General features: G+C 67.2%; 17 protein-coding genes. 7 read left to right on the top strand and 10 right to left on the bottom strand.

Going from position 1 to position 21,836, the window contains the following annotated elements; translation table 11 throughout:
• Positions 1–241: 241 nt before the first annotated feature.
• Together IMW82_RS00475 and IMW82_RS00470 are read right to left on the bottom strand one after the other, a co-directional pair.
• Positions 242–2,770 carry a TonB-dependent receptor gene (locus tag IMW82_RS00475; RefSeq protein WP_211003550.1) on the bottom strand — a complete coding sequence of 843 codons (2,529 nt, stop codon included), beginning with the start codon at positions 2,768–2,770 and terminating at the stop codon, positions 242–244.
• Between the two features lie 45 nt (positions 2,771–2,815).
• The gene (locus tag IMW82_RS00470) at positions 2,816–4,834 is read right to left on the bottom strand and encodes a tetratricopeptide repeat-containing sulfotransferase family protein (RefSeq protein ID WP_211003549.1); all 2,019 of its coding nucleotides are present in this window, start codon (positions 4,832–4,834) and stop codon (positions 2,816–2,818) included.
• Between the two features lie 320 nt (positions 4,835–5,154).
• Here IMW82_RS00470 and IMW82_RS00465 point away from each other — a divergent pair, with 320 nt between their 5' ends.
• From IMW82_RS00465 to IMW82_RS00450, 4 genes are all read left to right on the top strand, one after another.
• Complete coding sequence (locus IMW82_RS00465) at positions 5,155–6,225, top strand: SRPBCC family protein (RefSeq protein ID WP_211003548.1); 1,071 nt, start codon at positions 5,155–5,157, stop codon at positions 6,223–6,225.
• A gap of 55 nt (positions 6,226–6,280) precedes the next feature.
• On the top strand, positions 6,281–7,603 hold the full coding sequence (locus tag IMW82_RS00460) for an amino acid permease (RefSeq protein ID WP_211003547.1): 1,323 nt from the start codon (positions 6,281–6,283) through the stop codon (positions 7,601–7,603).
• Entirely contained in the window at positions 7,600–9,702 is a 2,103-nt protein-coding gene (locus IMW82_RS00455) for an FAD-dependent oxidoreductase (RefSeq protein WP_211003546.1), read from the top strand. Before IMW82_RS00460 ends, IMW82_RS00455 begins: the two co-directional genes overlap by 4 nt.
• A 92-nt stretch (positions 9,703–9,794) precedes the next feature.
• Positions 9,795–11,402: a carboxyl transferase domain-containing protein gene (locus IMW82_RS00450; protein WP_211003545.1), complete on the top strand. Its 1,608-nt coding sequence runs from the start codon at positions 9,795–9,797 to the stop codon at positions 11,400–11,402.
• Between the two features lie 19 nt (positions 11,403–11,421).
• Here IMW82_RS00450 and IMW82_RS00445 read toward each other — a convergent pair whose 3' ends face one another.
• From IMW82_RS00445 to IMW82_RS00415, 7 genes are all read right to left on the bottom strand, one after another.
• Complete coding sequence (locus tag IMW82_RS00445) at positions 11,422–12,162, bottom strand: hypothetical protein (protein WP_345777107.1); 741 nt, start codon at positions 12,160–12,162, stop codon at positions 11,422–11,424.
• A gap of 94 nt (positions 12,163–12,256) precedes the next feature.
• Complete coding sequence (locus IMW82_RS00440; protein WP_211003544.1) at positions 12,257–13,102, bottom strand: FTR1 family protein; 846 nt, start codon at positions 13,100–13,102, stop codon at positions 12,257–12,259.
• Between the two features lie 4 nt (positions 13,103–13,106).
• Complete coding sequence (locus IMW82_RS00435) at positions 13,107–13,433, bottom strand: cupredoxin domain-containing protein (RefSeq protein ID WP_211003543.1); 327 nt, start codon at positions 13,431–13,433, stop codon at positions 13,107–13,109.
• A 116-nt stretch (positions 13,434–13,549) separates the two neighbouring features.
• Positions 13,550–14,629 carry an Obg family GTPase CgtA gene (gene cgtA / locus IMW82_RS00430; protein ID WP_211003542.1) on the bottom strand — a complete coding sequence of 360 codons (1,080 nt, stop codon included), beginning with the start codon at positions 14,627–14,629 and terminating at the stop codon, positions 13,550–13,552.
• Between the two features lie 170 nt (positions 14,630–14,799).
• Positions 14,800–15,057: a 50S ribosomal protein L27 gene (gene rpmA, locus IMW82_RS00425; RefSeq protein ID WP_077514119.1), complete on the bottom strand. Its 258-nt coding sequence runs from the start codon at positions 15,055–15,057 to the stop codon at positions 14,800–14,802.
• Between the two features lie 19 nt (positions 15,058–15,076).
• A complete protein-coding gene (gene rplU / locus IMW82_RS00420) occupies positions 15,077–15,391 on the bottom strand; it encodes a 50S ribosomal protein L21 (RefSeq protein ID WP_108471581.1) in 315 nt (104 codons plus the stop codon).
• 112 nt (positions 15,392–15,503) lie between these two features.
• Complete coding sequence (locus IMW82_RS00415) at positions 15,504–16,133, bottom strand: DUF2059 domain-containing protein (RefSeq protein ID WP_211003541.1); 630 nt, start codon at positions 16,131–16,133, stop codon at positions 15,504–15,506.
• Between the two features lie 149 nt (positions 16,134–16,282).
• Between IMW82_RS00415 and uvrA the strand changes: the two genes are divergently transcribed.
• Complete coding sequence (gene uvrA, locus IMW82_RS00410; RefSeq protein ID WP_211003540.1) at positions 16,283–19,222, top strand: excinuclease ABC subunit UvrA; 2,940 nt, start codon at positions 16,283–16,285, stop codon at positions 19,220–19,222.
• Positions 19,219–19,662 (top strand): thioesterase family protein, encoded by a 444-nt coding sequence (locus IMW82_RS00405; RefSeq protein ID WP_211003539.1) that lies wholly within the window; start codon positions 19,219–19,221, stop codon positions 19,660–19,662. Before uvrA ends, IMW82_RS00405 begins: the two co-directional genes overlap by 4 nt.
• Positions 19,663–19,675: 13 nt before the next feature.
• On the opposite strand, the gene IMW82_RS00400 is transcribed toward IMW82_RS00405, so the two are convergent.
• Positions 19,676–20,176 carry a GNAT family N-acetyltransferase gene (locus IMW82_RS00400; RefSeq protein WP_211003538.1) on the bottom strand — a complete coding sequence of 167 codons (501 nt, stop codon included), beginning with the start codon at positions 20,174–20,176 and terminating at the stop codon, positions 19,676–19,678.
• A gap of 193 nt (positions 20,177–20,369) precedes the next feature.
• On the opposite strand from IMW82_RS00400, the gene IMW82_RS00395 reads away from it, so the two are divergent.
• Positions 20,370–21,827, top strand: coding sequence for a DUF4139 domain-containing protein (locus IMW82_RS00395; RefSeq protein WP_211003537.1), 1,458 nt, complete (start codon positions 20,370–20,372; stop codon positions 21,825–21,827).
• Positions 21,828–21,836 lie beyond the last annotated feature (9 nt).

Here is a 21,836-nt window from a genome sequence, read left to right as displayed (position 1 = left end):
TCCGGCCATGGCTCCAGAAAAACGGCCGCCTCGTGCGGCCGTTTTTTTTGGCCCGTGCCACCCGTTTGCAGGCGCCTGGGTGCCCGAGCGCGGCCACTGCCGATGATTCGATTGGCATCGAATGGAAGGAAGCGATCCCTCCACGAAAATCCGCCTGCTCATCCTGCAGGGTGCCGTCCACCCATGAAAAGCCCCGGCTCGCGCCAGGGCTTTCCGTCCTGCATGACCAACAGTCGATCGCCTAGAATTCCTGCTTGAAGCGGATGCCGAACGTGCGCGGCTGGCTGAAGCCCGTGTACACCTGCCCGTTCGGATACTGCGGCACCACATTGTGGGCACCGCAGATCGTCACGCCGCACTCGGTGAACTTGTACAGCGCCGCCCGCTTGTCGAACACGTTGTCGACATAGGCGTTGAGCGACCAGCTGCCCTTCTGGATACCGGCGGAAAAATCGACCGAGTTGTACGCCGGCAGGTCGCCGAGCAGGCTCCGCTCGAGCAGGCGCAGGTCGGTCGTCCGCCGGCCCACGTGCACGAACGCGGCCTGGACGAACGCATCGTTCTCGCCCAGGCTGAAGGTGTAGCGCGCCACCAGGTTGGCCTTGAAGCGGGGCGTGATCGGTAGCTGCGTACCCTTCGGGGCCAGCGGTCCGCTCACCACCGCGCCGGTGGACGGGTTGACCGTGCCGGCAGGGCAATAGGTGACCGTGTTGCCGTTGGCATCGGTGAAGCCGCAGTAGTTCGCGGTCAGCTTGGCGTCGTACAGCGCGATGCCCGTACTGAGATTCAGGTTGTAGGTGGCCTGCCAGACCAGTTGCGACTCCAGTCCGTCGATGCGGGCCGAGTTGGCGTTCTTGATCTGGGTGAGGCCGTTGGCGCCGAGGATGTTGAACTGGAAGTCGTTCCATTTCTCGCGGAACACTGCGCCGTTGAACGACAAACGGTTGTCGAACCAGGAGGTCTTCCAGCCCAGCTCCAGGTTGGTCAGGAAGTCCGCCTGGTAGGGCGGCAGCTGGCCGGCACGGTTGACGCCGCCCGGGCGGAAGCCCTCGGAGCGGGTGGCATAGATCATCTTGGTAGGCGAGATGTTCCAGGTCACGTTGACCTTGCTGAGCGAGCCGCTTTCCTTCACGTGCTTGTTGAAGTCCAGGCACGGCGCATCGATGAACGGCTGCGGCGAGATGCAGCCGGCCTCGCCGTAGCTCGAATTCGGCGAGAAGCCCTTGCTGAAGCCGTAGAAGCCGTACAGGTCGTTGCTGGTGCGGAAATAGCGTTCGCCGACCGTGGCGGTGAGTACCTCGGGAATGAGGTCGTAGGACAGTTCGCCGAACAGCGCCTTGTCGTAGTCGTAGCGCATCTGCCGGGTCAGCCAGATCGTGTTGGGCCAGCCGGCGACCGACAGCGAGGTGGCCAGGTTGTTGATCTGGTAGTCCTGCATGATGTCGTGCTTCTGCTTCTGCCAGAACGCGCCGGCGACGAGCCGCAGTCGGTCCTCGCTCGGCGAGACGATGCGCAGTTCGTGGCTGCTGTTGGTGTAACGATCGCGGTCGCTGATGAACTCGGACGGGTTGATCAGGTTGCCGCTGTTGTCGTTGATGTAGGCGCCGTAGGACAGCAGGGTGTCGTACCAGAACGAGTAGTCGTTGTAGTCGGTTTGCTCTTCCTGGTTGCGCTTCAGATGCGCGTAGGCGTAGGTCAGGTCGAAGTTGCCGATCTTACCCTGCACGGTCAGCGCCCCCTGCCACCAGCGGTCGTTGACGCGCTCGGGATAGAAATGAGTGACCGCCAGGTCGCCGACGGAAGGGTCGCTGGCGAAGGTGCCGTGCGAGATGGTCTGCTGCCCCATCAGGGTCGGGCTGATCGACCAGTTGTCGTCAAGGTCGACCTTCAGCGCGGCGCGGGCGCCGTTGGTGTTGACGTCGTTGTAGTGCTTGCGGGCGTGCCCGAAGCACTCCAGCATCGGGCCCGGCGTGCAGTTGTCGGCATTGCTGACGGTGATGCCGGACACCGGGAAGGTACGCGAGCCGGCCTTGTTGTCGATGTAGCCGGCGTCGTGCTCGCGCCAGCCGACCAGGCGCACCGCCGCGTTCTTGCTGATCGGCAGGTTGAGCATGCCTTCGGCAGTGAAGCCGACGCCGCCGTGCGCCACCTTGTTGACGCCGAGCGTGTAGTTCGCCGCAAAGCCGCCGGGATCGGGCTTGTTGGTGATGATGCGCAGCGCGCCTGCCTCGGCGCTGGCGCCGTACAGCGTGCCCTGCGGTCCGGCCAGCACCTCGATGCGGGCGATGTCGTACATGTGGATGTCGAGCGGGCCCTGGATGGTGGTGACTGGCTGGTCGTCCAGGTACACGCCCACGCTGGGCTGCGAGCCGGAGTGGTTGGTGTTGCCGCCGCTGGCGACGCCGCGCATGTAGATGCTGGCGAAGCCGGGGCCGGTGGCGATGCCGCCGCCGCCCTGCTGGAAGGTGACGCTGGGCAGGTACTTCACGTAGTCGTTGAAGTTCTGCACGTGCAGCGCTTCGAGCTGGTCCGTCTCCAGCACGTTGATGCTGATCGGCACCTTCTGCAGGTTCTCGGTGCGCTTCTGCGCGGTCACGTTCACCACGCTGAGCGTCGTGGTCTTTGCCTTTGGTGCCGGCGCGGCGGCCTGGCCCGCATCCTGCGCGAAGGCCGGTGCCGCCATCGCCACGCAGATCGCCGCCGCGAGCGGCAACCTGACCAGCCTGACCCGCCGCGTTCCCGCGATCTGTTTGAATCTACTCGTGTGCATAAGCCCTCCCCTCGCAAGTCCACGAAAATCCATCGAATTCAGCCGTCACTCCCATACCGGTACTGCCGGATAGCTCTCCAGCACTGACCCCAACGCCGATGCCAGAGGTTCCAGCCATGTTTCGTAGTGCCGCCAGTGATCCACGCCCTCGCGATAGATCGGCTGGCGCACCTGTTCCGAACTGGCCGTGCGCACCGGCCGCGGATTCCGGAAAAACTGCAGGCACGATGCCTCGAACGGCAGGCCGCAATACTCGAGCAGGCGGCGCACCTCGCCCTCGGTGTCGTCAACCATGCGCTCGTACACCACGCGATGGATGCGCCCGGGCAGCACAGCGTCGAAATGCGCCATCAGCGCCACGTAGTCGCGGTAGTAGCGCCCGATGTCCGTGAGGTCGTAGCTGAAGCCCTGCCCGCGCGCGAAGTGCTGCTTGAAGGCCGAGAAGCCGCAAGCCAGCGGGTGCCGGCGCGCGTCGATGATCTTCGCGTTCGGCAGCATCAGCTGGATCAGGCCGATGTGCATGAAGTTGTTCGGCATCTTGTCGATGAACAGCGGCGCCGCGGTCTTGCGCTGGATCCGCGTGTGCGCGAGGTAGCGCTCACCGAGCGCGCGCAGGGCACCGGCATCGAGTGCCGCCAGTGCGCCGTGATAAGGCATGGCCTCATCGGCGTCGCCCTGCAGGCGCAGCAGGCGCGTGATCGAGGTGATCTCGGGCAGTTCCATCGTGCCCTCGACCTGGCTGTGGCTGGACAGGATCTGCTCGATCAGGGTGGAGCCGGCGCGCGGCAGCCCGACGATGAAGATCGGGTCAGGCGACGGGCTGCCGGCACCCGCACGCGCCGCGAAGAACTCGCGCGTGTAGTGCTCGCGGATGTGCCGCACCCGCGCGCTGGTGTCGTCGGCGCTGTAATGCACCTGCGCGCGGCGGATCGCATTGCCCCGCGTGTAATGCCGGAACGACGGTTCGTAGTCGCCGGCATCTTCCAGTGCCTTGCCGACGGCGAACTCCAGGTGCAGGCGATCGTCCTCGGCGAGATCCGTGCGTGCCAGCTGCCCGCACATCGCGGCCAGCTCGGTGGCGCTGAAGCGGAAAGTCTTCAGGTTGGCCAGGCTCCACCAGACTTCGCCGAACGATGGCTCCAGCTCCAGGCTGCGGCGATAGGCGCCGATGGCGCGTTCGGTATGCCCCGCGGTTTTCAGCGCGTGGCCGTAGCTCACCCACACTTTCGCATGGCGCGGGTAATGTTCCAGCAGGTCGGCATAGATGCGGATCGCCGGCTCGTAGTCGCCGATCCGGCACAACACCACCGCCTTGAGATTGCGGTTGCCCAGGTGTGCCGGATCGACCGCCAGCAGTTGTTCGATCTGCACCAGTGCCTGCTCGGGCTGGTTGCTACGATGCAGGAGCAGCGCGTAGTTCTGGCGCGCTTCGTGGAAGCTGGGAGCCAGCTCCAGGCAGCGCTCGAGCAAGTGCAGGGCGTCCTCATTGCGACCCAGCCGGGCAGCGACCTCGGCGAACATGCGGATCGCCGCCACGTCGGTCGGCGCCTGCTTCAGGTGGTCGCGCAACAAGGCCTCGGCCTCGGGGATGCGGTTCTCGACCAGGGCGACGGCAGCCGACAGCAGGCGTGGATCGCGCGTGGAATGACGCACGTGGCTGGCATACGCCGCATCCGCCGCCTCCTGTTCGCCGGCGGCCATCAGATGGTCGCCGAGCGCACGCCAGGCCTGCGGCAGCTCGGGCTTCAGCGCCACCGCGCGACGCAATGCCTGGATCGCCTCCTGCCCGCGTCCGCAGCGGCCCAGGGCCAGCCCCAGGTCGAGATGGATCATGGCCCAGTTTGGCTGGGCCTGCGCCAGCGGCATCAGGATGTCGAGCGCGCCCTGCAGGTCTCCCTGCAGCGAGCGCGCGGCGGCCAGCAACTGCAGCGCGACCGGATGACCCGCGGCCACCTGCAGGATTTCGTCGAGCTGTTCGACGGCCAGCGCCGGCTCCCGCTCCAGCAGGCGTGCCGCGTGGGCCAGCGCCTGCTCCAGCGTACCTGTGGCCGACGCGTTCGTCATGGCCGCCCCCGCCGTGACAATGCGCCCTGCCCATGCGGGTCGGGTCTCGCGCGGCAGCACAGCCGGAACACAGCGCGTTGCATGGACGGCAGCAGCTCCTCACGGGTATCGCTGCAATCTACAACCGAACCCGGCCGGTAGATAGTAGGTCCGCAAACACGCCGGGCGCCGGCATCACCGGCACCGGTTGCCCCGGCTTCGGCGGAGGCGCTAGGCTGGATCGGCGAACACTGCTGCGGGCACGCGGCGGCAGGCGGGACACGGAAGCTCCGCAAGACGACTGCCCGCCGCGTCCATCCATCCGGGGACCACACCTGCTCATGCCAGACGACACCATGGTCGAGGAACTCAACCGCGCGCACGCGCTGCCCGCCCGCTACTACGCCGGCGACGCGACGCTGGCAATGGAACAGCGTGCGGTGTTCGCGCGCAGCTGGCAGCTGGTGGCGCAACAGGGGCAACTGGCCGGGCCGGGCGACCACGCCGTCGGGCAGATCGCCGGGGTACCCATCCTGCTGGTGCGTGGCGCCGACGGCGTGCTGCGCGCCTTCCCCAACGTGTGCCGCCACCGCGCCGGGCCGCTGGCGCTGTGTGACGGCAAGGGCGCGCGCGCCCTGCACTGCAAGTACCACGGCTGGACCTATACGCTGGAGGGCCAGCTGCGCAGCGCGCCGGAGATGCAGGACGCCTGCGACTTCAAGGTCGAGGACATCCACCTGCCGCCGCTGCGCGTGCACGAATGGCAAGGCCTGGTATTCGTGGCGCTCGACCCGGAGGTGCCGGCATTCGAGGAGGTCTACGGCGGCATCGCCGAGCGCATCGCGCCGATCGACCTGTCGGCGATGCGCTACCTGCGCCGCGACAACTACGACATCGACTGCAACTGGAAGGTCTACGTCGACAACTACCTCGAGGGCTACCACCTGCCGCACGTGCATCCTGGCCTGTCGCGCGTGCTCGACTACCGCGCCTACGACACCGAGCTGTTCCCGTGGCATTCGCTGCAATCCTCGCCGCTGCGCAACAGCGCCGACATCTACGGCGACGGCCAGGCGTTCTACTACTTCATCTACCCCAACGTGATGCTCAACATCATGCCCGGCCGGCTGCAGACCAACCGCATCCTGCCGCTGGGGCCGAACCGTTGCCGCATCGTGTTCGACTACTACTACGCGCAGGACGAGAGCGCGCAGGCGCGGATCGCCGCCGACCAGGCCTTCAGCGACGAGGTGCAGAACGAGGACATCGCGATCTGCGAGGCGGTGCAGCAAGGCCTGGCCTCCGGCCATTACATTCCCGGCCGCCTAAACCCGAAGCGCGAGAGCGGCGTCTGGCATTTCCAGAACCTGCTGCGCGGGGCCTATGCCAGCCCCGCCGGCGAATCCGCATGAGCCCGCGCCACTCCCTCCGGCCACAGCCCTGAACCGAAACCTGGCGGAAGCCGACATGCGCAATGGCAACACGATCGGCTTCTGGACCTGCACCGCGCTGGTGGTGGGCAACGTCATCGGCATGGGCATCTTCGTGCTGCCGGCGTCGCTGGCACCGTTCGGCTTCAACGCACTGATCGGCTGGATCATCGTACTGGCCGGCTGCCTGGTGCTGGCCCGCGTGTTCTCGCACCTGGCCCGCGCCCTGCCCGATGCCGAAGGCCCGTACGGCTACATCCGCCGCACGCTGGGCGAGTTGCCGGCGTACCTGGCGCTGTGGGCGTACTGGGTGTCGCTGTGGCTCACCAATGCCGCGCTCGCCACCGGCGTGGTCGGCTACATGGCAGTGGTGTTTCCGCCGCTGGGCACGCTCCAGCCGGCGCTGTTCGCGCTCGGCCTGCTGTGGGCGGTGGTGGCGATCAACCTGTTCGGCGTGCGCACCGGCGGCGGCGTGCAGATCGTCACCACCGCGCTGAAGCTGCTGCCGATGCTGGCGATCGCCCTGCTCGGTGGCTGGCTGCTGCTGACCGCGCCGGCGAGCTACACCGCGGACCCGCCGACCACGCCGGTCACCCTGGGCGGCGTGATGGCGGCCTCGACCATCGCCCTGTTCGCGATGCTCGGCATCGAGTCGGCCAGCGTGCCGGCAGCAAGGGTGGACGACCCGGCGCGCACGATTCCGCGCTCGACCATGACCGGCACCGTGCTCACCGCGATCATCTACATCATCGTCTCGACCGTGCCGCTGCTGCTGATCCGGCAGCAGGAGCTGGCCGAGGCAAGCGCCCCGTTCGCGCTGCTGATGGACCGCTTCGCCGCCGCCGGTTCCGGACGCTGGCTGGCGTTGTTCGTGGTGATCAGCGGGCTGGGCGCGCTCAACGGCTGGACCCTGCTGGGTGGCGAACTGACCCGCACGATGGCCGGCAGCGGCGTGCTTCCCGCCGTGCTCGCGCGCAACAACCGTCACGGCGCACCGGCGGTGGCGTTGCTGGTCACCGGCACGCTCGCCTCGGTGATGATCGCCATGAGCTACAGCAAGTCGCTGGTGTCGGCGTTCACCTTCCTCACCCGCGTGGTGACCGCCGCGAACCTGCCGCTCTACCTGTGCTGCGCGCTCGCGCTGATCGTGCTGTGGCGGCGGCGCAGCGCGACGTGCGCCACCTGGCGGGCGCTGCTTGCCGGCGTCACCTGCGTGGCGTTCGTGATATTCGCTTTCGTCGGCATCGGCCACGAGCCGTTCGTGTATGCGCTGGGACTGATCGCGGCGGGCCTGCCGCTGTATGCGCTGATGCGCCTGCGCCGCCGCGCCGCGCCGTCTATCGAGGTCATTCCGGAATGAGAGATCCGCGTTACGACATCCTGTTCGAACCTGTGCGGATCGGTCCGGTCACCGCGAAGAACCGCTTCTTCCAGGTGCCGCACTGCAACGGCATGGGCCACGCGATGCCGCTGGCGCACGCGGCGATGCGCGAGACCAAGGCCGAGGGCGGCTGGGCAGTGGTCTCCACCGAGGAATGCGAGATCCACCCCAGCGGCGACCTCACGCCGTACGTCGAGGCGCGGCTGTGGGATGACCGCGACATCCCCGCACTGGCGCTGATGTGCGACAAGGTGCACGCGCACGGTGCGCTGGCTGCGCTGGAGTTGTCGCACAACGGCCCCACCGCGTCGAACCTGTATTCGCGCGAAGTGCCGATCGCGCCGTCGCACCAGCCAACCAAGTACGGCTACCCGCACCAGGCGCGCGCGATGACGCTGCACGACATCCGCGAGTACCGGCGCTGGCACCGCGAGGCGGCGATCCGCGGCAAGCGCGCGGGGATGGACATCATCTACGTCTACGCCGCGCACGACCTGTCGCTGGCGATGCACTTCCTGCAGCGCCGGCGCAACCAGCGCAGCGACGAATACGGCGGCTCGCTGGAGAACCGCGTGCGCCTGCTGCGCGAAGTGCTGCAGGACACGAAGGACGCAGTCGGCGACACCTGCGCGGTGGCGTTGCGCTTCGCCACCGAGGAACTGCTCGGCCCCGGTGGCGTGGAGCTGGCCGAGGCGAAGGAGATCGTGGGCATGCTGGCCGAGCTGCCCGACCTGTGGGACGTGAACCTCGCCGCCTGGTACAACGACTCGGTGCCCTCGCGCTTCGCCGCCGAGGGCGCGCAGGAACCTTTCATCGACTTCGTGAAGAAGACCACCAGCAAGCCGGTGGTAGGCGTGGGCCGCTTCACCTCGCCGGACACCATGGTGTCGCAGCTCAAGCGCGGCGTGCTGGACATGATCGGCTGCGCGCGCCCCTCGATCGCGGATCCCTTTTTGCCGGAGAAAATCGAGCAAGGCCGCGTCGACGACATCCGCGAGTGCATCGGTTGCAACATCTGCGTCTCCGGCGACATGACCATCTCGCCGATCCGCTGCACGCAGAACCCGACCATGGGCGAGGAATGGCGCAAGGGCTGGCACCCGGAACGTATCGCGCCAAAGCGCAGCGCCGCGCGCGTGCTGGTGGTGGGCGCCGGTCCGGCCGGACTGGAGGCCGCGCGCGCGCTCGGCCAGCGTGGCTATGACGTGAGCCTGGCCGAAGCGCGCAAGGAGCTCGGCGGCCGCGTCACCCGCGAAGCGCGCCTGCCCGGCCTGGCCGAATGGGCGCGCGTGCGCGACTGGCGCGTCGGGCAGATCAACAAGCTCGCGAATATAGCCGTCTATCTCGATTCGGTCCTGACCGCGCAGGATGTGCTCGACTTCGGCGCCGAACACGTGGTGCTGGCCACCGGCTGCCACTGGCGCCGCGACGGCTACGGCCGCAGCAACGGATTCGCCATCCCCGGCTTCGCTGACAGCGCGCGAATCCATACGCTGGACGACCTGATGGACGGCCACCTGCCGGAGGGACACGTGGTGGTGTTCGACGACGACGGCTTCTACTACGCCAGCGTGGCGGCCGAACTGCTGCGTGCCCACGGCTGCGACGTGACCTACCTGACCCCCGACGACAGCATCGCGCCGTGGAGCCAGCACACGCTCGACTACCGGCATATCCGCAAGCGCATGGCCGAACTGGGGATCGAGTCGCTGGTGTCGCACGACATCGCCGGCTACGACGGCACCACGCTCAGCGTCGAAGACGTCTGGAACCACCGGCGCCGCGAACTGGCCTGCGAGGCGGTGGTTACCGTCACGGCCCGCCTGCCCGACGACGCGCTGCACCAGGCACTGCGGCAGCGCGAAGCGGAGTGGGCCGATGCCGGCATCCGCTCGCTGCGCTGCATTGGCGACGCCGAAGCGCCAGGACTGATCGCGCATGCGGTCTACGCCGGCCACCGCCATGCCCGCGAGCTGGAGGAACCAGCCACCGGCGAGGTCGCGTTCAAGCGGCATTTCCACACCGCGCACGCCGACGACCTGCGGCGCGATCCACCGGCGCAGGGTTCCCGCACGTAGCACGATCGGGAGGACCTGCCGCAGCCCATGGTTCTGGCGAACAGCCGTCAACGCTATCATCGGCGTTCGATTCCTTCCGGCCAGCACGCACCATGAGCATCATCGCCTCGCAGATCGACCCGCGTTCGCCCGAGTTCCAGGCCAGCAGCAGCCAGCTGCGCGCCGTGGTGGACGACCTCCAGCGCGAACTGGTACGCAGCGCGGAAGGCGGTGGCACGAAAGCGCGCGACAAGCACGTCGCCCGCGGCAAGCTGCTGCCGCGCGAGCGCATCCGCGCCCTGCTCGATCCCGGCTCACCGTTCCTGGAACTGTCGCCGCTGGCCGCACACGGCATGTACGACGATGCCGCGCCCGCCGCCGGCCTGATTACCGGCATCGGCCGGGTCAACGGCATCGAGGTGGTGGTGGTCGCCAACGATGCCACAGTCAAGGGCGGCACCTATTTCCCGATGACGGTAAAAAAGCACCTGCGCGCGCAGGAAGTGGCGCTGGAGAACCGCCTGCCCTGCATCTACCTGGTCGACTCCGGCGGCGCCTTCCTGCCGCTGCAGGACGAGGTGTTCCCGGACAAGGAACACTTCGGCCGGATCTTCTACAACCAGGCGCGGATGAGTGCGTTGAACATCCCGCAGATCGCGGTGGTGATGGGCTCGTGCACCGCCGGCGGCGCCTACGTGCCTGCGATGAGCGACGAGACCATCATCGTGCGCGAGCAGGGCACCATCTTCCTCGGCGGCCCGCCGCTGGTGAAGGCCGCCACCGGCGAGGTGGTCGATGCCGAAACGCTGGGCGGCGCGGACGTGCACACGTCGATCTCCGGCGTGGCCGACCACTTTGCCGAGAACGACGCGCACGCGCTGTCGATCGCGCGCGACATCGTGGCCAGCCTCAACCGCAAGAAGGACATGCCGCTGGCGCTGCGCGCGCCGGTCGAACCGAAGTACCCGGCCGAGGAACTCTACGGCGTGATCCCGCAGGACACCCGCCGCCCGTTCGATATCCGCGAGGTGATCGCGCGCATCGTCGACGGTTCCGAGTTCCACGAGTTCAAGGCGCGCTACGGCAAGACCCTGGTCTGCGGCTTCGCGCACATCCACGGTTACCCGGTGGGCATCGTCGCCAACAACGGCATCCTGTTCGCCGAGAGCGCGCTCAAGGGTGCGCATTTCATCGAGCTGTGCAACCAGCGCAACGTGCCGCTGGTATTCCTGCAGAACATCACCGGCTTCATGGTCGGCAAGAAGTACGAGCAGGCAGGCATCGCGAAGGACGGCGCGAAGATGGTGACCGCCGTGGCCTGCTCGCACGTGCCGAAGTTCACCGTGGTGATCGGCGGCAGCTTCGGCGCCGGCAACTACGCGATGTGCGGCCGCGCCTACGGCGCCCGCTTCCTGTGGATGTGGCCGAATGCGCGCATCTCGGTGATGGGCGGCGAGCAGGCCGCCAGCGTGCTGGCTACGGTCAAGCGCGACGGCATCGAGGCGGCGGGCAAATCCTGGAGCGCGGAGGACGAGGAGGCGTTCAAGGCGCCGATCCGCGAGCAGTACGAGCGCCAGGGCCACCCCTACTACGCCAGCGCGCGGCTGTGGGACGACGGCATCATCGACCCGGTGGACACCCGCCGCGTGCTCGGCCTGGCGATCTCCGCCTCGCTCAACGCGCCGATCGAACCGCAGCGCTACGGCGTGTTCCGCATGTAGCGCCGCGGTGGCCGATGGCTCAGAAGAACTCGTATTCGAGCTGGGCCAGCCAGGTGCGACGCGGGGCCGCCGCGTTGATGCCCAGCAGCACGCCGAAGCGGTATTCCAGGTTGCCGCTGCTGTGCGGTACATGCCATTCGCCGGCGACGATCGGGCCGGCCTGGTACGCGTTGTCATCGGGGCGACCATAGGCCTCGATGCCCGGACGGAACGCGCTCGACACGGCGTAGGTCCCTGCGTAGCTGTAGCGGAACTCGGTTCCGGACGCGGCACCCGCGCCGACGTGCTTCTCCCAGATCAGGTTGACCCGGTGGTCGAAGCGGCCCACGGTCTTCTCGATCAGCGGACCGAACTCGATTTCGCCGGGCCCGCCACCCTTGGGGCGGCCATAGGATGCGAGCAAGCCGAAGTCCGCCCAGTAGCGCCCCGGTTCGGTGAGCTGAAAGGTGTTTTCGAACTCGTAGCCCACCAGGCTTCCGCCAGCACCCGGCTCCTTTTCGTATTCGGCGAGATAGAGCTCGGGCTTCCACCAGCCGGTGAAGGCGTGCGCCACGGACAATTCGGCGGCGCGCTGGCCACCCATGTCCGATCGGCCGTCGTCGAAGCTGTAGCCGCGCAACTCGATCTCGGTCTGGGTCGCGATCACGTGCGGCGAATACACGATGAAGTCATCGGCATGCGCACGCCCGGCACCTGCCAGCGTGATGGTAGCGAACAACATCAGGCAGGCGCCGCGGGAGAATCGGAAGTGGGTGATCACGCAGGAGCTTCCTTGGAGTCAGGTTCGGGGAAATCGGGCGCGCACCGCACCCGCTTGAGACGACAAGCCGCGACGGCGTGGCCGGTATGCGGAATCAGGATTGGGGTGCTGCGATCGCCGCGGCCGCATGGCCGGCACGCGGGGCGGCAGCGCGAGCGACCCAGCGCACGCCGCCCAGCAGGAGCAGCAGGGTGGCGGTGTAGAACACCAGCATGATCCCGGACGGGCGGGCGTCGTAACCGATCAGGATATGCAGCGTCTGCCCCGGCAGCGAGTCATTCGACAACAGCCAGGAACTGTCCCACAGCGGGTCGGTGAGCGCCGGCAGCAGATCGGCCTGCACCAGATATCGCGCCGCTGACGACGCCAGGCCCGCAGCCAGCAACATCAGCATCGCATTGGTCGCATCGAAGAAATGCCGCAGCGGGATCCGCAACAGACCGTAATACAGGGCGAAGCCCACTGCGGTACCCGCGATCACGCCCAGCGCCAGCCCGCCGAGTACGCCCACCGCGCCGCCGGCCACCATGCCATACAGAAACAGCACCACTTCCGAGCCCTCGCGCAGCACGGCCAGGGCCACGACCAGCAACAGCATCATCAACGAGCTTGAGCCGCTCTGAACGGCGCCGCCCAACGCCTTCATCTCCGCCGCCATCGCCCGTCCATGGCTGGACATCCACAGCACATGCCAGCTGATCATGAGTACGGCGGCCAGCAGCACGCCAGCGTTGAAGACTTCCTGGCCGACGCCGCTGAAGGCGTTCGCCAGCGAGCCGGCGAACAGCGCGACCAGCAGCGCGCCCAGCACGCCAAGGATCAGGCCGCCGCCGACAAACAGCCCGCGCCGCGGTACCCCGCGGGTGGCCGCACAAACGATGGTGATGATCAGGGCAGCTTCCAGGACTTCCCGGAAAACCAGCAGTGCGATACCTGGCATATGGCTACTCCACCACCAGCGTGCCTTGCGCCGTGTCCTGATGGAAGTCGCCGAAGAACTTGTAGTGTCCGACGGCAAGCGGGCCTACGTAGATATGGGCCGAGCTGTTCGGCATCACGATCTTCTCGCGATTGAACTCGGTGCTCTCGAACTCCTCCGGGGAAGCGTCGCGGTTCTCGATCACCAGCTTGAACTTGGTGCCGGCCGGCACCTTCAGTTCGGTCGGCTGGTAGACGTGGTTCTGGATGACCAGCTTGTATTCCTGCAGATCTCCCGCCATTGCCGCCACACTGGCCAGCATCAGGCCGAGAACGATGAGAAACCGCTGCATGTGACCAACCCTCTACCCGTCGAGAAGGTCTATATGATAATCATTCTTATTTGTGTCCGCAATACATCCGGCTGCCGTTCCGGCCGGGTTGCGTCAACCGGCACGCCTCGCCGGATTCAGCCTTGCGGCGCTTCCCCGCGCAGACGCACGTCGTTCGGCAGCATGTCGGTACGTTCCACGCTGGCCTCGCGCTGAGATTCAAAGAAACGCTGCACCTGCTGACACACGGCCATGGTGTTCTCGCGCGCGATCGCCGAGACCAGGAACCACGGCTCGGACCAGCCCAGCTCGGCGATGATCTTTTCCGCCACCGCCTGGCGCTCGTCCGCGGCCAGCATGTCGGCCTTGTTCAGCACCAGCCAGCGCGGGCGTTCCAGCAGTTCCGGGTTGAACTTCTGCAGCTCCTGCTCGATCGCGCGCACCTGGGCGGCTACGTCGGAACCATCGATCGGCGCAATGTCGACGATGTGCAGCAGCAGGCTGGTGCGCGCCACGTGACGCAGGAACTGGATGCCCAGCCCGGCGCCCTCGGAGGCGCCCTCGATCAGGCCGGGGATGTCGGCGATCACGAAGCTCTGGTCGGTGCCGAGGCTGACCACGCCCAGGTTCGGGTGCAGCGTGGTGAACGGGTAGTCCGCCACCCGCGGCGTCGCCGCCGACACCGCGCGGATGAAGGTGGACTTGCCGGCGTTGGGGAAACCGAGCAGGCCGACGTCGGCCAGCAGGCGCAGTTCCAGCTTCAGCTCGCGCACCTCGCCCGGCGTGCCCGGGGTGGCCTTGCGTGGCGCCCGGTTCACCGACGTCTTGAAGTGGATGTTGCCCAGGCCACCCTTGCCGCCCTGTGCCACCAGCATGCGCTGGCCATGGGCGGTCAGGTCGCCGATCACCTCGTCGGTGTCGACGTTGGTAATCATGGTGCCGACCGGCACGCGGATCGTGGTGTCCTCGCCGCCCTTGCCATACATCTGGCTGCCCATGCCGTTCTCGCCGCGCTTGGCCTTGAAGCTGCGCTGGTGACGGAAGTCGACCAGGGTGTTCAGGCCCTCGTCGGCGACCAGCCAGACCGAGCCGCCGAAACCGCCATCGCCGCCGTCGGGGCCACCGAACGGAATGAACTTCTCGCGGCGGAAGCTGATGCAGCCATTGCCGCCGTCACCGGCCTGGACCTTGATGTTTGCTTCGTCGACGAATTTCATGGGGGTGCCGGGAATGGGGAATGGAGAATCGGGAATGGGAGGGGCGCACAATCAGGATAGGGTACGGGACTTGTGGAAACCCCGCTTTTTACCGTTCCCCCTTCCCCATTCCTTGCCGCAAACGAAAAACCCCGCCGAAGCGGGGCCTTCGCTATCGCGTCGCGGAAGGCTTACGCCTGGACGACGTCGACGAAACGGCGGTTCTTGTCGCCGCGCACGGCGAAGTGGACCTTGCCGTCGACCAGCGCGAACAGCGTGTGGTCACGACCCAGACCCACGCCGGTGCCCGGATGGAACTGGGTGCCACGCTGACGCACGATGATGTTGCCGGCTTCGATGGCCTGGCCACCGTAGACCTTGACGCCGAGGTACTTCGGGTTCGAATCGCGACCGTTGCGGCTGGAACCTACGCCTTTTTTATGTGCCATGACTCAATGCTCCAGTTGCTCAGGCGTTGATGCCCGTGATCTCGATTTCGGTGAAATGCTGCCGATGGCCCTGCTGGCGCTTGTAATGCTTGCGGCGGCGGAACTTGATGATGCGGATCTTGTCGGCACGGCCGTGCTTGCGCACGGTGGCGCTGACGGTGGCGCCCGCGACGACCGGCGCACCGACGGTGACCGACTCGCCGGAACCGACCAGCAACACCTGGTCGAAGCTCACGCTGGCGCCTTCTTCGGCGGTCAACAGCTCCACGCGCAGCACGTCGCCCTGCTGCACACGGTACTGCTTGCCACCGGTTTTGATGACTGCGTAACTCATGGGAATGCCCTTCTGTCGTTATTCTCTTGGGTATCGCCATGACCCATTCAGGTCTGGCGAACTGCGGATTGTAGCGGCGCACCCATGCACTGGTCAAATACTAAGCAGCCGGCTAGGACCGGGCCGGGGCCGGCGTTCCGGACTTTGCCGGAACCGGCGTGGCCGACTTGGGCCGGGGCTTGGCCGCCGGCTTGTGGTGGTGCGTCGTTTTGTGCCGAACGTGCTTTTTCACTGGCCGGGTCGCCGGCCTGGTCTCGCTCTTGGCAGCCTCCGGCGCGGCCGGACAGCGGCCCTGCGCGTCGAGGCTGCCCTTCTTCTCCAGCTCCTGCAGCATCGTGCGGGTGCGCTCCTGCCCCCACTGCTGGCCCACCTGGGTCGCCTCGGCCATGGCCGCAGGCATCTCGGTCAGCACCTTCTGGCCCAGCGGCGAGCGGTAGAACTTGAGCAGCCCGTCGATCTCCTCGCCACTGAAATGGCGCTGGAACACCGGGACCATGCGCTGCATCACGGCCGCGGCGCCGTCGCTGTCGACGAACCCCTGCCAGTAGGCCGCCGGCACGCAAGGCAGCTTCTGCTGCATCAGCGTAGCCATCTGCGTGTTCATCTGGCCGAGGGTCTGTTCCATCCGCATCACCTTGAACAGGTCGCGCACCTGCTGCTCGCTGGGCGCCACGGCTGCCGCGACCGCTCCGCAGAAAGCGAGCAGCCACAGCAGGACGCCGATCCGGATCCGGGTGCCCATGGGCGGTGATCTCCGACGTGGCGGCCTCGCGGCCGGGAAGCCATGCATTAGGCCACACGCCATCGCCCACCGGAACTTTCCGGCTGAAGCGGCAATAACTGACCTGCCCAGGTTGGTATAGTGCATGTTCCCCCCCATATCCGGCGTCCATGGACACCATTCGCATCCGCGGCGCACGCACGCACAACCTCAAGAACATCGACCTCGACCTCCCCCGCGACCAGTTGATCGTGATCACCGGCCTGTCCGGCTCCGGCAAATCCTCGCTGGCGTTCGACACCATCTACGCCGAAGGCCAGCGCCGCTACGTCGAGTCGCTGTCGTCCTACGCGCGGCAGTTCCTGTCGATGATGGAGAAGCCCGACGTCGACCATATCGAGGGCCTCTCGCCGGCGATCTCGATCGAGCAGAAATCCACCTCGCACAACCCGCGCTCCACCGTCGGCACCATCACCGAGGTGTACGACTACCTGCGCCTGCTGTACGCCCGCGTCGGCACGCCGCGCTGCCCCGACCACGGTATCCCGCTGGAGGCGCAGACGGTAAGCCAGATGGTGGATGCCACGCTCGCACTCGACCCCGAGCAGCGCTACATGCTGCTGGCGCCGGTGATCCGCGAGCGCAAGGGCGAGCACGTGCAGGTGTTCGAGCAGCTGCGCGCGCAGGGCTTCGTGCGCGCCCGCGTCGACGGCGCGGTGTACGACCTGGACGCGGTGCCGCCGCTGGGGCTGCGCATCAAGCACACCATCGAGGTGGTGGTGGATCGTTTTCGCCCACGCGAAGACATCAAGCAGCGCCTGGCCGAATCGTTCGAGACCGCGCTGCGACTGGGCGACGGGCTGGTGATCCTGGCCAACATGGATGCAACCGACGCGCCCGAACAGATGCTGTCCTCACGCTACTCCTGCCCGGTCTGCGACTACTCGCTGCCGGAGCTGGAACCGCGCCTGTTCTCGTTCAACTCGCCGGTGGGCGCCTGTCCCACCTGCGACGGACTGGGCGTGACCCAGGTGTTCGATCCGGCGCGCGTGGTCAGCCATCCGGAGCTGTCACTGGCCAGCGGCGCGGTGCGCGGCTGGGACCGGCGCAACGCGCACTATTTCCAGCTGATCCTCTCGCTGGCCGCGCACTACGGCTTCGACGTGGATACGCCGTGGCAGAAGCTCCCGGCGGACGTCCAGAAGGCCGTCCTGTACGGTAGCGGCAAGGACCGGATCGCGTTCCGCTACCTCACCGAACGCGGCGGCAAGGTCACCCGCGAGCACGCGTTCGAGGGCATCCTGCCGAACCTGGAACGACGCTACAAGGAAACCGAATCCGCTGCCGTGCGCGAGGAACTGGCCAAGTACATCAGCGACCAGCCCTGCCCTGCCTGCGAAGGCCAGCGGCTGAACCGCTCGGCCCGCAACGTGTTCGTCGCCGACCACGCGCTGCCCGCGCTCACCCACCGCTCGATCGACGACGCGCTGGCGTTCTTCGAGGAGCTGAAGCTCACCGGCTGGCGCGGCGAGATCGCGGTGAAGATCGTCAAGGAGATCCGCGAACGGCTGAGCTTCCTCAACGACGTGGGCCTGAACTATCTCACCCTGGACCGCCAGGCCGACTCGCTCTCCGGCGGCGAAGCGCAACGCATCCGCCTCGCCTCGCAGATCGGCGCCGGCCTGGTCGGCGTGATGTACGTGCTGGACGAACCCTCGATCGGCCTGCACCAGCGCGACAACGAACGCCTGCTGGGCACGCTGACCCGGCTGCGCGACCTCGGCAACACTGTGATCGTGGTCGAGCACGACGAGGACGCGATCCGCATGGCCGACCACGTGCTCGACATCGGCCCCGGCGCCGGCGTGCACGGCGGCGAGATCGTGGCGCAGGGCACGGTGCAGGACATGCTCGATTCGCCGCGCTCGGTCACCGGCCAGTTCCTCTCCGGCGCACGCGCGATCGAGGTGCCGAAGGAACGCCGCCAGCCGATCGACAACGATTCGTGGCTGCAGCTGAAGGGCGCCAGCGGCAACAACCTGAAACACGTCGACCTGGCCATCCCGGCCGGGCTGTTCACCTGCGTCACCGGTGTCTCCGGCTCGGGCAAGTCCACGCTGGTCAACGACACCTTGTTCCGGCTCGCTGCCGCCGAACTCAACGGCGCCGGCACGCAAGCCGCTCCGTACCAGTCGGTGCAGGGCCTGCAGCTGTTCGACAAGGTGGTCGACATCGACCAGTCGCCGATCGGCCGCACGCCGCGCTCCAATCCTGCTACCTACACCGGCCTGTTCACCCCGCTGCGCGACATGTTTTCGCAGGTGCCGGAAGCGCGCTCGCGCGGCTACACTCCCGGCCGCTTCAGCTTCAACGTGCGCGGCGGCCGCTGCGAGGCCTGCGAAGGCGACGGCATGCTCAAGGTAGAGATGCACTTCCTGCCCGACGTGTACGTGCCCTGCGACGTCTGCCACGGCAAGCGCTACAACCGCGAGACGCTGGAAATCCTGTACAAGGGCCACACCATCGCCGACGTGCTCGACATGACGGTGGAGGACGCGCTGAAGCTGTTCGAGAACGTGCCGACCATCGCGCGCAAGCTCGACACGCTGCGCGCCGTGGGCCTCGATTACATCAAGCTCGGCCAGAGCGCGACCACGCTGTCTGGCGGCGAGGCGCAGCGCGTGAAGCTGTCCAAGGAGCTGTCCAAGCGCGACACCGGCAACACCTTGTACATCCTCGACGAACCCACCACCGGCTTGCACTTCCACGACATCGAGCAGTTGCTCGACGTGCTGCACCAGTTGGTCGACCAGGGCAACACCGTGGTGGTGATCGAGCACAACCTGGACGTGATCAAGACCGCCGACTGGGTCGTCGATCTCGGCCCCGAGGGCGGTGCCGGCGGTGGCCGCATCCTGGTTGCCGGCACGCCGGAGACCGTGGCCGCCACTGCCGAATCGCACACCGGCCATTTCCTCGCGCCCCACCTGAAGCCAGCCAAGCCGAAACAGCCCGGCGCCCCCAAACGCGTCAAGGCTGCCACCAAACACATCGCCTCGGCCGACAAGTACAAGCCGATGCGCGGAAGCGGAAAGAAAAAATCCTCATGAGCACCCACTCATCCGGCACCACCGAAACCGGGACCGACACCTCAGACGTGCCGCTGTTCGTCGCCTCGCTCGGCGTGCGCTGGCGCGACCTCGACGCGTTCAACCACGTCAACAATTCCAGCTACCTCACCTACCTGGAAGAGGCGCGGCTACAGTGGCTGAGCCACGTGCCCGGGCCGTGGTTCGACGAGCACGCGATGCCGGTGATGGCCGCCAGCCAGGTCAACTACCGCCGCCCGATCGCCTGGCCCGCGCAGTTGCAGGTGCAGCTGTTCTGCGAGCGCATGGGCAACAGCTCGATGACGATCGCGCATCGGGTGATCGATGCCGAACGCCCCGACCAGCTTTACTGCGACGGCCACGTGGTGATGGTGTGGATGGACCCGGCCAGCGGCAAGCCGGTGCCATTGCCCGAGGCGATCCGCAGCACCGCGGGATAAACCGCCCACGCTCCTAGCCGCCGCCCGCCTCCAGTTCCAGCGCCATGTACAAGGTGCCCGGCACCGGGTTGTCGTAATACGGCGCGACAGGGCAAAAACCCAGCGCGACGTAGAGCTGCCGGGCCGCCTGCATCGAGGCCAGCGTGTCCAGCAGCATGCGCACGTAGCCAGCCTTGGCGGCCCATGTGATCACCGCCTCGGCCAGTCGCCGCCCCAGCGCCTGTCCGCGCGCCGCGGGCCGCACGTAGAGGCGCTTGATCTCGCATACGCCCGCCTGCCGCCAGGGTCGCAACGCCACGCAACCCTGGGTCACTCCTGCGCCATCACGCGCGATCAGGATCACGCCCCGCGGAGGCGCGTACTTGCCGGGCAGCTGTGCCAGCTCCGCGTCCACGTCCTGGAAGGAAAGGTCGATGCCGAGGCTGTCGATGTATTCGGCGAACAGCTCGCGCACGACCTCGATATCGTCCGGCAGTCGGACGGGTGCGATATGGATCGTCGAAGATGCAGACATGGCCGGAGCGTCCACAAGGAATCCGCACACCACGATAATGAATCCGCACCAGCGACGCTTGGACAATCCTGACCAACGGCACGGGAAGCGGCGCGAATGTCGCATTCCCCGGTACGCAGCGACGCAGTCGGCGCACGGCAGGTACGTACCGTCGCTATGATGACGATCCGGTCCCCACGATGGAAGGCGCCTCATGACGACAGCACATCGCTCCGCACTTGCCCTCGCCTGCATCGCTGCCCTGGGCGGCGCATGGCCGGCATATGCCGCCGACACCACCGCGCTCACCCTGTATCGCAGCGACAGCGCCGCCCTGTACGCCAGCAAGGGAGGCGGCGACGTCGATGATGGCTACGCGGTGGTACGCGAGCAGCGTTCGCTGAGCCTCGCCGCCGGCACCCACGACGTGGTGATCGGTGACCTGCCGAATTCGCTCGACGCCGAGGCACTGGCACTGGGTTTCCCCGACGGCAACGCGAGGGTGATCTCGCAGCGTCTGTTGCTGGCGCAGGGCACGAGCGCAGCGTTGACCGGACTGGTCGGCCACACCGTGGACGTACTCGGTGCCGGCGGCCTGCCGCTGGCCAGCGGCACCTTGCTGCGGGCCGGCGACGGCCTGCTGGTGCGCGACGACAACGGGCATGCCACCCTGGTCAGCAACTATGCCGCCGTGCGCAGCAGCGGCGCGGATTTCCCCACCGGCTCCAGCCTGAGCCTGCGCGTGGATGCCACGCGCACCGGCCCGACCCGCGCCGTGCTCAGCTACCCCACCGCCGGCCTCGGCTGGCGCGCTGCCTACGTGGCCACGCTGCAACCCGGTGCAGCCTGCCGCATGCAGTTCGAGTCGCGTGCCAGCATCGCCAACCGCAGCGGCCGCGACTGGCACGATGCACGGCTCACCCTGATCGCCGGCGAACCGAACATGGCCAAGGCCTCGGCGCCGCGGCCGATGGTGTCGATGGCGCGCGGTTTCAACGCGAAGGCCGAAGCCATGCCGCAGCAGGACAGCCTCGGCGACTACCGCAGCTACACCCTGTCCGGCGCGGTCGAGCTGCCCGACGGCAGCATCAGCCAGGTGCCGCTGTACGCCACGCGCACGCTGGATTGCGTGCACACCGCGCTGTACGAGAATGGCAACAGCTACCAGCCGCCACGGCCTATCCTGGAACGCGACTACAACCCGGGCGGCGGCAGCACGATCGTCAGCACGCTGCAGCTGCAGGCGTTCGACAGCCTGCCGGCCGGCTACCTGCGCGTGCTCACCGCCGACAGGAACGGCACGCCGCAATTCATCGGCGAGGGCCGCATCGAGGACACCCCGAAAGGCAGCGACGCCACCATCACCCTGGGCACCGCGTTCGACCTGCGCGCCGAACGCGCACGCACCGCCTTCCATGTCGACAAGGCTGGCCGCACGCTGGACGAGGCATTCCGCATCAGCCTCAGCAATGCCGGCGACAGCGCTCGCACAGTGACCGTGCGCGAGCATCCCGGCCGCTGGCGCCAGTGGACACTGGTTTCTTCCAGCAGCAAGCCGGGCAGACAGACGCCGGACACGCTGGAGTTCCGCGTCGACGTGCCGGCCAACGGCAAGGCCGTGCTGGACTACGCGGTGCGCTACCAGTGGACCGCCGACGAACAACCGCAATAACCCGACCGG

It is taken from the genome of Rhodanobacter sp. B2A1Ga4 (assembly GCF_018101315.1).
Taxonomy (GTDB): domain Bacteria; phylum Pseudomonadota; class Gammaproteobacteria; order Xanthomonadales; family Rhodanobacteraceae; genus Rhodanobacter; species Rhodanobacter thiooxydans_A.
This window is presented reverse-complemented; position numbering and strand designations above follow the sequence as displayed.